The 13,601-nt window shown below is 73.0% G+C and carries 10 protein-coding genes; 4 read left to right on the top strand and 6 right to left on the bottom strand.

Annotated features, from left to right (window positions below):
- Nucleotides 1-403: 403 nt before the first annotated feature.
- Nucleotides 404-862: a CBS domain-containing protein gene (locus QC029_RS00770; protein ID WP_279553286.1), complete on the top strand. Its 459-nt coding sequence runs from the start codon at nucleotides 404-406 to the stop codon at nucleotides 860-862.
- A 138-nt stretch (nucleotides 863-1,000) separates the two neighbouring features.
- Here QC029_RS00770 and QC029_RS00765 read toward each other — a convergent pair whose 3' ends face one another.
- Nucleotides 1,001-2,503, bottom strand: a complete 1,503-nt coding sequence (locus QC029_RS00765; protein WP_279553285.1) for a SulP family inorganic anion transporter — start codon at nucleotides 2,501-2,503, stop codon at nucleotides 1,001-1,003.
- A 370-nt stretch (nucleotides 2,504-2,873) separates the two neighbouring features.
- Between QC029_RS00765 and QC029_RS00760 the strand changes: the two genes are divergently transcribed.
- The 3 genes from QC029_RS00760 (at nucleotide 2,874) to QC029_RS00750 (ending at nucleotide 5,926) form a co-directional block, all read left to right on the top strand.
- A complete protein-coding gene (locus QC029_RS00760) occupies nucleotides 2,874-3,257 on the top strand; it encodes a MerR family transcriptional regulator (protein WP_279553351.1) in 384 nt (127 codons plus the stop codon).
- Between the two features lie 157 nt (nucleotides 3,258-3,414).
- Entirely contained in the window at nucleotides 3,415-5,100 is a 1,686-nt protein-coding gene (locus tag QC029_RS00755; RefSeq protein WP_279553284.1) for a ribonuclease J, read from the top strand.
- Nucleotides 5,101-5,194: 94 nt separating this feature from the next.
- Nucleotides 5,195-5,926, top strand: a complete 732-nt coding sequence (locus QC029_RS00750; RefSeq protein WP_279553283.1) for a spermidine synthase — start codon at nucleotides 5,195-5,197, stop codon at nucleotides 5,924-5,926.
- A gap of 213 nt (nucleotides 5,927-6,139) precedes the next feature.
- Here the strand turns inward: QC029_RS00750 and QC029_RS00745 are convergent, their stop codons facing one another.
- The 5 genes from QC029_RS00745 to QC029_RS00725 are packed head-to-tail and all read right to left on the bottom strand — an operon-like array spanning nucleotide 6,140 to nucleotide 13,529.
- Nucleotides 6,140-8,959 carry a DUF5682 family protein gene (locus QC029_RS00745; RefSeq protein ID WP_279553282.1) on the bottom strand — a complete coding sequence of 940 codons (2,820 nt, stop codon included), beginning with the start codon at nucleotides 8,957-8,959 and terminating at the stop codon, nucleotides 6,140-6,142.
- A 5-nt stretch (nucleotides 8,960-8,964) separates the two neighbouring features.
- Complete coding sequence (locus QC029_RS00740; protein WP_279553281.1) at nucleotides 8,965-10,077, bottom strand: AAA family ATPase; 1,113 nt, start codon at nucleotides 10,075-10,077, stop codon at nucleotides 8,965-8,967.
- 22 nt (nucleotides 10,078-10,099) lie between these two features.
- The gene (locus tag QC029_RS00735) at nucleotides 10,100-11,626 is read right to left on the bottom strand and encodes a VWA domain-containing protein (protein WP_279553280.1); all 1,527 of its coding nucleotides are present in this window, start codon (nucleotides 11,624-11,626) and stop codon (nucleotides 10,100-10,102) included.
- Nucleotides 11,623-13,041, bottom strand: a complete 1,419-nt coding sequence (locus QC029_RS00730) for a hypothetical protein (protein WP_279553279.1) — start codon at nucleotides 13,039-13,041, stop codon at nucleotides 11,623-11,625. The genes QC029_RS00735 and QC029_RS00730 overlap by 4 nt, the downstream gene beginning before the upstream one ends.
- Nucleotides 13,011-13,529: a hypothetical protein gene (locus tag QC029_RS00725; RefSeq protein ID WP_279553278.1), complete on the bottom strand. Its 519-nt coding sequence runs from the start codon at nucleotides 13,527-13,529 to the stop codon at nucleotides 13,011-13,013. The genes QC029_RS00730 and QC029_RS00725 overlap by 31 nt, the downstream gene beginning before the upstream one ends.
- Nucleotides 13,530-13,601 lie beyond the last annotated feature (72 nt).

Genomic DNA, 13,601 nt, shown 5'->3' with positions numbered 1-13,601 from the left:
CGGGAAGCCTGGTCGGCGGCAGCAGGGGGCCGTACGTCCGTGTGCCGACACCCCGGAGGTCCTTCCCATGGATGCCACTCGCCGCGAGCGTTCCCCCTCCTCCGGACTGCCACCGTGGCCGGAGCGTCGGACGGTGGCCCCGGCCGGCGCCGGCTCCCCCCTTCCCTCTCCCCCTCCGACCGGCGAGCCTGTCCCCCGATCCGGCCGGTGCCGCGTGCGTCGGAGCCCCCCGCCGGTTCCCCGCCTTCCGCCGGAGCGGCCGGGATCCCGCTCGAACGCCGCGACGGCGGCCGACGCCGTCCGTACGGGCAGGGGACGCGGGGCGCGGACGCCGACGACATCCCCGACGACCACCAGCAGTCCGGCCCCGGGCACGGCGGCGCCGGACCGTGAGGAGGCGGCCATGCGTGCGCGGAACCTCGCCGAGCCCTACCCGTTCGTCAGCACGGACGACAGCGCCGTGGAGGCGGCCCGGCTGCTGGCCGAGCGGTCGCTGCCGGCCCTTCTGGTCCTCGACGCCGACGGCCTGCCCAACGCCGTCGTGCCCGGCTCGCAGCTCATCCGGCAGATCCTGCCCTCCTACGTGCTGGACGACCCGCAACTGGCGGCCGTCGTCGACGAACAGCACATGGCCGAGGCCTCGGAGCGGCTCGGGAACCTCACCGTCGCCGAATGGCTGCCGCCCCATGTGTTCCCGCCGCCCATGGTCGGCCCCGACGCCCGCCCCATGGAGGTGGCCGCGCTGATGGCCCGCTCCCACAGCCCGCTGGTCGCCGTCATCGAGCGCGGCAGCAGCCGCGTGACGCTGCTGGGCAGCGTCACCGCCGCGCGTCTCATGCGCCACTTCACCGGAGCGCGGTGACCGGCGCCGCGGGAGCGCCGGGCGCGCTCCCCGGACGGCGCGGCGGGCGGCCGCGGTGAACGCCGCCGGCCGCCCGGGTTGGCGCGGGGCCCGGGCGGCCGGCGGGTCCGTGTGCGGGGAGGAGGCGTCCCCCGCGGATCAGTGGCTGTCGGCGAGTTGTCCGGCGAGCCGGTCGTGGATGGCGGCGCTGGGCCTGTTCAGGCCGACGATGGTGACCTTCTTGCCGCGGGCGGCGTACTTGGTCTCGATCGCGTCCAGGGCGGCGACGGAGGAGGCGTCCCAGATGTGCGCGTCGGAGAGGTCGATGACCACGTCGTCGGGGTCGCCGGCGTAGTCGAATTGGTGGACCAGGTCGTTGGAGGAGGCGAAGAACAGCTCGCCGGTGACCGCGTAGACGACGCTGGTGCCGTCGGGGTCCACCACGCCGGAGACCTCGGCCAGGTGGGCGACCCGCTTGGCGAAGATCACCGTGGCGGTGACGACGCCGACGATGACGCCGATGGCGAGGTTGTGGGTGGCGACGACCACGGCGACGGTGACGGCCATCACGGCGGTCTCGCCGATGGGCATCCGCTTGAGCGTCTTCGGCCGGATGGAGTGCCAGTCGAAGGTGGCGAAGGAGACCAGGATCATCACCGCGACCAGGGCGGCCATCGGGATGGTGGAGACCACGGGGCCGAGGGTGACGACCAGGATGAGGAGGAAGACGCCGGCGAGGAAGGTCGACAGGCGGGTGCGGGCGCCGGAGGTCTTCACGTTGATCATGGTCTGGCCGATCATCGCGCAGCCGCCCATGCCCCCGAAGAGGCCGGTGACGACGTTGGCGACGCCCTGGCCGATGGACTCGCGGGTCTTGTTGGAGCGGGTGTCGGTGATGTCGTCGACCAGCTTGGCCGTCATCAGCGACTCCATCAGGCCCACCAGCGCCAGCGCGAGGGCGTAGGGGGCGACGGTGGCGAGGGTGTCGAGGGTGAGGGGCACGTCGGGCAGACCGGGGGCGGGCAGGGAGGAGGGCAGGTCGCCCTTGTCGCCGACGGTGGGCACCGCGATGCCGGCGGCGATGGTGACGACGGTCAGGATGACGATGGACACCAGCGGGGCGGGCACCACCGTGGTGACCCTGGGGAAGAGCACCATCAGGGCCAGGCCGCCGGCCACCAGCGGGTAGACCGCCCAGGGCACGTCGGTGATCTCCGGCACCTGCGCCATGAAGATCAGGATGGCGAGGGCGTTGACGAAGCCGACCATCACCGAGCGCGGCACGAACCGCATCAGCTTGGCCACCCCGAGCGCGCCGAGGGCCATCTGCATCAGGCCGCCCAGGATGACGGCGGCGACCAGGTAGCCCAGGCCGTACTCCTGGTTGAGGGGGGCGATGACCAGGGCGATGGCGCCGGTGGCGGCCGAGATCATCGCCTTGCGGCCCCCGACGACCGAGATGACCACGGCCATGGTGAAGGAGGCGAACAGGCCGACGGCCGGGTCCACCCCGGCGATGATGGAGAACGAGATCGCCTCGGGGATCAGCGCCAGGGCGACGACCAGGCCGGCCAGGACCTCGGTGCGGAAGACCTTCGCCGAGGCGAGCCAGTCGGGGCGGGAGGGACGCAGCCGCCAGGCTGCGGAGGTGTCAGCGGACATGCATCCGTTTCCGTGTCGGGCGCGCGGGCGGCGGGGCGTGCGCGCGCAGCGTGCGCGGCTCCGTGTCGGGAGCGGGGGAGTCCGGTCGCGCCGCGGCCGTCGTCGGTGACGGGGGTGCGACCGGGGATCGGCGGGCCGCAGGGGGCCGCCGGTCGGGCATCATGGCCCGACAGGGCTGGGGAGGGCGGTGTTCCGCCCGGCAACGAACTCTACCCTGACGTGAGGGATGACCGCGACCTCTGATCCTTTGAATCGCAGGTGAAACCTGTGCGGGATCTTGTGATCCTCCTCACGCGGTAGGGTTGGGGTTTACGAACCCGAAAAATGTTCGGGCATCAGAGGGGAATGGGCAGTGACGGACGAGCAGCGGATGCAGATCGGCGAGGTGGCCGAGCGGACGGGCCTGTCGCTGCGCACCATCCGGCACTACGAGGAGGTCGGCCTCGTCGTCCCCTCCGCCCGCACCAAGGGCGGCTTCCGGCTCTACACCGCCTCCGACGTCGACCGCCTGATGGTCATCCGCCGGATGAAGCCGCTGGACTTCTCCCTGGAGGAGATGCGGGACCTGCTGTCCATCACCGACCGGCTCGCCTCCGACCAGCCCCCGCCCGGCCCCGAGCGCGAGCGGCTGCGCGAACGCCTGGACACCTACCGCAAGGTGGCCGAGGCGCGCTGCGAGACGCTGCGCGCCCAGCTCATGGCCGCCGAGGACTTCGCCGCCACCCTCCGCCGCAGACTGGGAGCCCGGGACTGACCGGCAGCGGCGTGCCACCGCGCTCCACCGCCGCGCTACCCTCGCGCTCCGCCACGGCGGGACTTCCGCGGCCCGGCGACCGCCTCGGCCGCACGGCGCGGACCGGCCGGCGGGAGGCCGATGGATCACTCCCACAACTCTCCGGTAGCGTCAGAGTATGAGCCACCCGCATCCCGAACTCGGTCCGCCTCCGCCCCTGCCCGAGGGGGGCCTGCGCGTCACCCCGCTGGGCGGCCTCGGCGAGATCGGCCGCAACATGACCGTCTTCGAACACGGCGGCAAGCTGCTGATCGTCGACTGCGGCGTCCTGTTTCCCGAGGAGACCCAGCCCGGCGTGGACGTGATCCTGCCGGACTTCACCTCCATCCGCGACCGCCTGGAGGACGTGGTGGCCGTGGTGCTCACCCACGGCCACGAGGACCACATCGGAGGCGTGCCCTACCTGCTGCGCGAGCGGGCGGACATCCCCGTGGTCGGATCCAGGCTGACGCTGGCGTTCCTGGAGGCCAAGCTCAAGGAGCACGGCATCAAGCCGCGCGCGGTGCGGGTGAAGGAGGGCGACCGGCGCGGGCTGGGCCCCTTCGACTGCGAGTTCGTCGCGGTCAACCACTCCATCCCGGACAGCCTCGCCGTCGCCGTCCGCACCGGTGCCGGCCTGGTGCTGCACACCGGCGACTTCAAGATGGACCAGTTCCCGCTGGACGGCCGCATCACCGACCTGCGCGCCTTCGCCCGGCTCGGCGAGGAGGGCGTCGACCTGTTCCTCACCGACTCCACCAACGCCGAGGTGCCCGGCTTCACCACCTCCGAGGTCGATCTGAGCCCCGCGATCGAGCAGGTGATGCGCACCGCGCCCCGGAGGGTCATCGTCTCCAGCTTCGCCAGCCATGTGCACCGCATCCAGCAGGTGCTGGACGCGGCCCACAGCTACGGCCGCAAGGTCGCCTTCGTGGGCCGCTCCATGGTCCGCAACATGGGCATCGCCCGTGAGCTGGGCTATCTGAAGGTCCCGTCCGGCCTGGTGGTCGGCATGAAGGACGTGGAGAAGCTGCCCGACCACCAGGTCACGCTGGTGTGCACCGGGTCGCAGGGGGAACCGATGGCGGCGCTGTCCCGCATGGCCAACCGCGACCACATGATCCGCATCGGCAAGGGCGACACGGTCCTGATGGCCAGCTCCCTCATCCCCGGCAACGAGAGCGCCATCTACCGGGTGATCAACGGGCTGACCCGGTGGGGCGCGAACGTCGTCCACAAGGGCAACGCCAAGGTCCACGTCTCCGGCCACGCCAGCGCCGGCGAGCTCGTCTACTGCTACAACATCGTCAAACCCCGCAACGTCATGCCGGTGCACGGCGAGTTCAAGCACCTCAAGGCCAACGCCGACCTCGCCGTCCGCACCGGCGTCGACCCCGACCGGGTCGTCATCGCCGAGGACGGCGTCGTCGTCGACCTCGTCGACGGACGCGCCGCCATCACCGGCAAGGTGCCCGCGGGCAACGTCTACGTCGACGGCATGGAGGTCGGCGGCGCCACCGAGGCCTCCCTGAAGGACCGGCTCACCCTCGCCGCCGAGGGGGTGGTGACGGTCATCGCCATCGTCGACGCCGACACCGGGGCGCTGGCCGAGGCCCCGGACTTCCTGGCCCGCGGTTTCGTCCACGACGAGGCGACCTTCGCCTCGGCCGTCCCGGTGATCGAGAAGACCCTGGCCTCCGCGGCCGAGGAAGGGGTGGGGGACGCGCACCAGCTCGAACAGCTCATCACCCGCGCCGTGGCCTCCTGGGCCTTCCGCACCTACCGCCGCAAGCCCCTGATCATCCCCGTCGTCATCGACGCCTGACCGGCCCCGCCCCCGCCCCCCGGCTCCCGCGCCCGGGCCGCCGCTGCCGCGGCCCGGGCGCGTGCGGGGCGCCGGCACACGAAGGGACGAGAACATGAGCCCGCGTTTCCAGGAGATCGACTGGCGGCCCACACCGATGGGCGACATCAGCCTGCGGCGCCGGCTGGACCCGGTGACCGGACAGGAGGTGTACGAGGTCAAACTCGGCGACGAGTTCCTCATGTCCAGCCTCTTCACGGCGGGCGAGACGGAACTGGCCCGCCTCGGCCTGGCCGCGCTCCCGGACGACCGCACCGGCCTGGACGTCGCCGTGGGCGGACTCGGCCTCGGATACACCGCGCGGGCCGCGCTGGAGGATCCGCGGGTGGGTTCCCTGGTCGTCATCGACGCACTCCCCGACGTCATCCGATGGCACGAGCAGAAGCTGGTGCCGCTGGGCGCCCGGCTGGTGGAGGACCGGCGCTGCCGACTCGTCCGGGGCGACTTCTTCGCACTGGCCGCCGATCCCCGCGGACTCGACCCGGAACAGCCGGGCCGCCGCTTCCACGCCGTCCTGCTGGACGTCGACCACTCGCCGCGCCACGTGCTGCACCCGCGGCACGCGGCGCTCTACCAGGAGGCCGGGATGCGGGCCCTGGCCGAGCACCTCCATCCCGGCGGCGTCTTCGCCCTGTGGTCCGACGACCCGCCGGACGAGCGGTTCACCGCCGTGCTCGCGGAGGTCTTCGCCACGGCCGAAGCCCATGTCGTCGGGTTCGACACCCCCTACCGGCGGGAAGCGGCGGCCAACACCGTCTACGTGGCCGGGAAGGGCACCGGGGCGTAGGGACGGGAGCCCCAGCGGTGGCCGGGACCGCGGGCTTCCGCCCGGCTCCGGGGGGCCGGGCGGAAGCCCGCAGCCCCGCCACGCGTCCGGCCGGCCGGGACCGGCGGACCCGGCGGAGCGCCACCGGTACGGGGCCGGACCCGCCCGCCGGGCCGGGGCCCCACGGCTCCGGTCGGCGGCGGGTCCGCCGCGCGGGCCTCCGCCCCGCCGGAATCACGGGCCGGCCAGCAGCGCCTCCAGCGCCACCGCCGTGTCCGGGTGGCGCCCCGCCAGCACCGCGCCCGACGGGCCGGGGGCCGCCGTCTCCCACGTCCCGTCGCAGCCCAGCAGGCCCGCCACCGCGTCACACGTCGCGGGGTGGGCGGCGAGCAGCGCGCAACCGCGGCCGCCGTCCGTGTGCCGCGCCGGAAGCACGGTTTCCGGCATCGGCCGCTCCTGCCACGGCGGCACCCACGCGTCCAGCGCCGCGAGCCGCCCGGGGAAGGTCCGTCCGGCCTCGCGGATCAGCAGCGGGGCCAGGTCCGCGCCGTCCGACCGCAGGGTGGTGATCAGGGTGGGCAGCCAGGGCAGGAGCACCGGGTCCGGCAACCGCCCGAACGCGTTCGAGACCGCTTCCACGACGAAGTCGGTGAGTCCCGGGACGGGCTCCAGGGCGTGCAGGAAGCCGCTGAGGTAGCGCGGGTAGACGGGCACCACCATGGGGTTGTCCAACATCTCGTCGCACCTTCGGCGGAGGTCCGCGCGGGTCAGGTGCCCGAGGTGCGTCCGAACCGCCCACAGCAGCGCCGTCTTCGACGGGTCCCGCGGATGCGACTGGGCCAGGGCCAGCTCCAGTTGGGTCCGGTCGCACCCCAGTGACAGTGCCAGGCCCTCCATGCCGAACAGGAAGCCGAGCATCGCCGCCACATGGCGGACGGTGGCGTCGTCGTCGGTGAACGCCGTCGGCAGCAGGGTGCAGTAGTGCGCGTATCCGGTCCTGACGAAGGACTCGATCCACGGCGGCAGCACCGGCTCGCTGGTGCGGTAGTACGCCAGCAGCCGCCGTACCCGGCGCAGCACCTCCGGTGCGCCGTCGACGCTGCGCTCGGCCGACAGCACCTCCAGGGCGTGTGTGCCCAGTTCGCCGGCGAGGCGGCGGCTGCGCAGGTACAGCGTCGCGTCCTCGACGGCTTCCAGAACAGTCGCGGCGGTGGCCTGCGGGCCGTACGCCGTGCGGCGCAGGCGCTGCTCCAGGACCTGTTCGACGCTGACGCCCTCGTAGCCGAGTTCGATCAGCGCGCGCTGGTGGGTGCCCAGCGCCAGATCCCAGGACTCCTGGATCGGGCGCTCCCCCAGTTTCCGCTCCCCCATGATCGGCCGCGCGGCGCCGTGCGGCATCAGGTACCGCAGCATCCACAGCACGTCGGAGCACCGTTCCAGCTCCGGCCGGGCGGCTATGTCCAGCAGCGCCCGCCGCACGCCGCGCTGCTGGAGCTTCAGGTTCAGGGGGGCCAGCCGGTCGTGCACGTCGCGGGCCAGCGGTGGCAGCGCGTCGTAGCCGACCCGGCCGACCCGGTCGCCGCCCATCATGATCTCCACCAGACGGCGCACGTCGCGCCGGCCGGGCACGGTGTCCTTCTCGATGCAGGTGACGGCCGCGTCCTGGAAGTCGTACGGCGTGGGTTTGGCCCGGTCGCGCATCCCGGCCAGCAGGATCGACGTCTCGAACACCGCGATGGCGTCGGCGGTGGAGGCGAGGTAGCCGTTGCGGCGCGCGGCGCGCACGATCTCCACCGACCAGCCGAGCAGTTCGGCCTCGTCCAGCCGGTCCAGGGCGGGCGGCCGGCGCAGGAAGCCGGTCAGCTTGTCCGAGGGCGGGCCCTCCGGCGCCGGGGCCGCCGCGGCCGCGGCCTTCCCGGCCCGCGGTCTCCTCGCGCCCGCCTGTCCCGCCAGGCGGTACGGCTCCACGCGGGTGCGCCTGAGGTTCTTCGCCCAGAGCGTCGCGGCGATCGACACCGAGCCGGCGGCGAGGCCGAACTGCGCCTCGATCGCCGCGTGGCTGGAGGGGATGAGGCCGTGCTGCCACGTGGTCGCGGTGGGCGGGCCGATCTCGAAGGTGTCGGTGCCGTGGACGCCGAACTCGGCGACACGGCTGGCGGCGTGGAAGGCGCCGCAGACGTAGAGGCAGTCCGCGGGGTCGGTGCCGGTCTCGGCCAGGTGCCGGCGCATCCTGGTCCACATGTGGCGCTCGCGGTCCTCGTCCACGCGCACCCGGTGGGGGTCGCCGGGGGCCAGGCGCCGGAAGAGGCTGCCGATCAGGAACATGACCTGGCGGTAGGTGTCGTGGTCGCTGTCACCGAGCGGCAGTTCGACGTACTGGTGCCACCACTCCGACCAGTGCCGCACCCGGCCGTGGCGCAGCAGGTGCTCCTCCAGTTCGGCGAAGCGCGGCCGCAGGTCGCCCATCTCCACGCCGACCGCGTCGCCGTGGAGCGCGGCCTCCTCCTCGGCGGGCCGTGCGTCCGGCGTCCCCGGCCCGGTACCGGGCCCGGCGGAGCGCGTCCCGCGCGCGTCCCACTGGAAGACGTGGTCCGAGGAGCGGTCGACGAGGACCAGTTCGACGCCCGGTGTGTCCAGCGCGTAGGCGATCGCCTGGTACTCGGCGGACGCCTCGGTGATCGGCGCGACCACCGACAGCGGGGACCACTCGGCCGGGAACCCGTCGACCTCGGTCGCGAACGCCTGGACCGCCACCGGGAGTTCGCAGTTGCGCAGCTCGGTCAGCAGCGGGGCCATGTCCTCGCACAGCTCCAGGTACACGACCTTGGGCTGCTTCCGGCGCAGTCGGCGTGCCATCGCGGTCGCCGAGGCGGGCGAGTGGTGGCAGACGGGGAAGATCTCCAGCGGCTCGCGCACCGCGCGGTCGACGTCGTCGACGATGCCCAGCAGGATGCCCTCCAGGGCGCCGGGTCCGTCCGCGAACGTCTCGGCGGCCTGCTCCAGTTGCGCGCGCAGTGCGGCGAAGGTGCTCTCGTCCACGGTGCTCCCGTTCATGGCGTTCACGACAGGGTGGCGATCGCGTCGCGGCCGCCCTCCAGGAACTCCGGCCAGGATCCGCCCTCTTCCTTGCTGCGCGGTTCGACGACGCCGTGCAGGTACTTGTTGAGGATGGCCAGGTCCTCGGGCTCGCGCCGGGCCAGTGACCCGACGAGCGAGGAGGCCAGGGTGCGGGCGGTCAGGGCGCGCTCGCCGAAGAAGTTGCCGTGCAGGATCGCGTCCTCGAGCACGCCGATCTGCTCGGCGGTGGACAGTGCGGACTCCAGCCTCTCGTCGTCGCTGCCGGCCGCGGCCGCCGAGGCGCGCAGGTCGGCGAAGCTCCGCAGCAGCACGTCCAGCAGCGTCGGCGGCACGTCCAGCTCGATCCGGTGGCGGCGCAGCAGCTCCTCGGTGCGGAAGCGGACGATCTCCGCCTCGCTCCTCCTGTTCGTCACCACCGGGATGCGGACGAAGTTGAAGCGGCGCTTGAGCGCCGAGGACAGGTCGTTGACGCCCCGGTCGCGGCTGTTGGCGGTGGCGATGACGGAGAAGCCGGGCTTGGCGAAGACGATGCCGTCGCTGTCCAGCTCGGGGACCGAGATGTACTTCTCGGACAGGATCGAGATGAGGGCGTCCTGGACGTCGCTGGTGGAACGGGTGAGTTCCTCGAAGCGGCCGATCGCGCCGGTCTCCATCGCGGTCATGATCGGTGAGGGGATCATCGACTCCCGCGACTGGCCCTTGGCGATCACCATGGACACGTTCCAGGAGTACTTGATGTGGTCCTCCGTGGTGCCGGCCGTGCCCTGGACGACCAGCGTGGAGTTGCGGCAGATCGCGGCGGACAGCAGCTCGGCCAGCCAGCTCTTGCCGGTGCCGGGGTCGCCGATGAGCAGCAGGCCGCGGTCGGAGGCGAGGGTGACGATGGCCCGCTCGACGAAACTGCGGTCGCCGAACCACTTCTGCGGGATCTCCCGCTCCAGCCCGTCGGAACGCTCGGAGCCCAGGATGAACAGGCGGACCATCTTCGGGGACAGGCGCCAGGAGAACGGCTTGGGGTTGTCGTCGACGGACTCCAGCCAGTCCAGTTCCTCGGCGTACTTGATCTCGGCGGGGGCGCGCAGCAGGTCGGACATGTCAGGGCCTTTCTGGGCGATTCTAGGCGAGGAACGTCTTGAGTTCGTGGACGAGCTTGCGGATGTGGCCGGAGACGACGGGTGCGCCGAGGTCCTTGAAGCGCTCCCGGAACCACGGGTTGACGCTGCCGCGGCCGGAGCTGGTCACCGAGCCGACCGGGATGAACCTGGCCCCCGAGCGGTGGACGGCGGCCATGGACTCGAACAGCTCCTGGTGGCGCCATTCGTAGAAGTCGGAGATCCACACCACGACGGTGTTGCGGGGCTCGGCGATCTTCGGCTGCGCCAGCGCCATGGCGACCGTGCCGTCGGTGCCGCCTCCGAGGTTGGTGCGCAGCAGGGTCTCGAAGGGGTCGTGCACCCACGGCGTGAGATCGAGCGCCTGCGTGTCGTACGCGATCAGGTGGACGTCCACCTTCGGCAGTCCGGAGAAGATCGACGCGAGGATGGTGCAGTTGACCATCGAGTCGACCATGGAGCCCGACTGGTCCACGACGACGATCAGCCGCTGGGGCGTCGTCCTGCGGGCGGTGTGCCGGTAGTAGAGGCGGTCGACGTACAACCGCTCCTCCTCCGGACTCCAGTTGGTGAGGTTCTTCCAGATCGTGCGGTCGAGGTCGAGGTTGCGGAACACCCGTTTGGGCGGGACGGAACGGTCCAGGGCGCCGACCGTGGCCTTCTCCACCTGGGTGCGCAGCACCTCGGCGACCTCGTCGACGAAGCGGCGGATCAGGGACTTGGCGTTGGCCAGGGCCACGCCGGAGAGGTTGTTCTTGTCCCGCAGCAGTTGTTCGATCAGGGACATGCTCGGGGTCAGCCGCGCGGCGAGCTCCGGGTCGGCCAGCACCTCGCGCAGGTGCATCCGCCTGACGAGGTCGGCCTCGATGGCGCCGAGCTCCGGTCCGATCGCCGGGATCAGCCGGCCGAGGTCGGGGGTCGTGCCGCGGCCGCCGGTGCCGGTCGGGCCGGCGTCCGGTCCCGCGGCCCCCCTCCCGGCTCCTCCCCCGGCCCCTGCGCCGGGGCGGCCGCCGCGCAGCTCGCCGGGCCCGCAGCCGAGTGCGCGCTCCAGCCAGCCCGCGTCGGACTGCCAGCGCGCCAACTGCCCGGCCGTGACCGTGCCGGAACCGGAGGCGAAGACGTTGAGCAGCACCTTCGACGCCAGCGCCGCGCGCCGTACCTCGGCGGCCCGGTCGCGTGCGCCGTCGTCGGTGTCGGGGCCGGTGTCGGGGTCGGGGTCGGTGTTGGTGTCGGTGTCGGGCACCATCAGGCCGTCGAACTCGGCGGCCAGTTCCGGGTGGCGCTGGACGATCGAGTCGACGGAGGCCTGCGGGTCCAGCAGCGCGGAGGGCAGACCGATGTCCTCGACGACGGCGAGACTCGCCGATTCCAGCGCGGGCTGCTCCTCGTGGTCGAGGAGGCGGGCGAGGAGCCGCCAGTACAGGACCTGGCGGCGGTTGCCGTGGGGGTCCGCTCCGGGATCCCGCGGGGGCGCGTACCCGGCCGGTCGTCCTTCGGTCCCGGCCGTCTGTCCGGTCGTGTGCTCGGTCATTTCCGCAGCAGCCTCCCGGCACGCTCCCGCAGCACGGTCACCGCGGCGGTGGCGGCCTTCTCCGCCCTGACGCCGGTCTTGTCGGTCGTGCCTCCGGCCCACCCCCCGGCGTGGACCGCGACGGCCTTCCGCCGCACGGTCGTCTCGACGGCCAGGGGCTGGACGCCGAACGCTCCGGCGTCCCAGCGGAGCAGCCCGATGCACGCGCCGGACGCCGCGACGGCCTCGGGGGTGAGGGGGCCGGCGGCCGGGACGCGGTCGGTGTCGACGGCGAGGGGGTGGCCCGCGAGGGTGAACGCCAGTGCGCCGTCGTCCTTCCGGACGGTGTAGCCCTCCAGGAAGACGGGTACGGCGATCCGCGCCGGATGCCGGTCCAGTGGCGCCGTCGTCGCGTCGGCCGCGGTGGGCAGGGCGACGCGGGCGGTGGCGAAGGCGTCGGCGGGCTCACCCGGCCGGGCGTGCTCGTCGTCCCACAACACGTCGCCCTCGGCGGTGACCGGCATGTCGACGAGGTCCATGGAGCGGCCTTCGCCGACGGCTGCCAGGAGCGACATGTGCGGGCGGAGCAGCTGCCACAGACCGGCTCCGACGACCGTGTCGGGCTTGGGCGCCGACACGCTCGCACGCACCAGACGGGGCGCGGCGCCGTCCGCGGGTTCGAACACCGCGTGGACCTGGGCCTGTACGGCGGTCGCGTGTTCGTGCACGTCGACGCCGAGGGGCAGGAGGCGGCCGGTGGCCGTGCCGGTCGCGGGCACGTCGGCCGCGCCGGGCAGGGTCAGCAGCATCGCGCGCGACCACAGGTCGCCCCAGCGGCGTACCGGAACCCGTTCCAGGGTCGCGCCGGGGCAGGAGGCGGCGAGTTCGGCGGCGAATCCGTCGAGGAGCACCGCCAGGCGGCGCAGGGCCGGGTCCGGAAGCATCGCGGAGACGACCTGCGCGGACGCGGAGACCACGTCGTGGTCGATGCCCCGCCACCCGGCGCGGGCCAGGTCGGACAGCCAGGAGCGCGCGGCGGCGAGCAGGTTCACCGCCTGCCGCCCGCCGGGCGCGGGAGCGGTCTCCTCGGCGCGGGGACGGCCGATCGCCTCCCGGAGCCGGTTCGTCAGTGCGTCGTGGACGGAGCCGAGCAGCGCGGTGCGGGCGGCGGCGAGGGCCGCGAAGTGATCCTCGCCCGCGGCTCCGGCCGCCGCCTTCCCGGCCGCCTCGGCGACCCTGGCGGCCAGGGGCGTCGCCGCGACGGCGTGGGCGAGCTCCGTCAGACCGGCGGCCTGGTCGGGCCGGGGACGGAGCAGGCCGGCGACGAGGGCCCGGTCGAAGGCGTCGACGGCCGCCATGGCTTCGTCGAGTCCCTCGACGGGTTCGGTGAGCAGGTCGGCGCGCATCACGCCACCGCCCTGGTCGGCGGGAACCACTGCATCTCCGGCAGCGGTGCGGTGGTCGGGGCGAGTTCCAGGTAGGCCAGGTGGCGGAGGAACCGGCTGAAGACGGGGGCGGCGGCCTTGGTGTCGTCCTGCGGTGGCCGTGTTCCGCTCATGGCGGCGGCGACGGTCTGCGCGTCCGGTTCCCCGTCCGCGGTCTCGACCCTCAGGTAACGGGCGACGCGCTCGGCGCCGTACTGCAGCACCGCCTCGCCGACCAGGGCCCGGATGTGGTTGCAGAACGAGCCCCGCGCGCCGCCGCAGGGCCGGTTGTTGTTGGTGCTGCAGGCGAACGCGTAGGTGCCGGCCGCGACCGACGAGACGTAGACCCGCTCGATGTCCGAGCCGCTGGACACCACGCCCTGCAGGCGTCCGTCGGCCAGCTCGACGAACGGGACCTTGGCGAGCTTGCGCGGTCGTGCGGGTGGTACCACCCGTGCCGTGCTCGACTTCTCCCAGGCTGACAACGCACCATCTCCCATGCATCAAGGGGGGTTTCCGCGCCACGACGGCGGGACACGGCTGAACATAGTTGCGATCACTGACAACGCCGG

The sequence above is a fragment of the Streptomyces sp. DH37 genome, from assembly GCF_029813835.1.
Lineage (GTDB): Bacteria > Actinomycetota > Actinomycetes > Streptomycetales > Streptomycetaceae > Streptomyces.
Note: the sequence above shows the minus strand (reverse complement) of the source record. Positions and strands in the feature narration are given on the sequence as shown.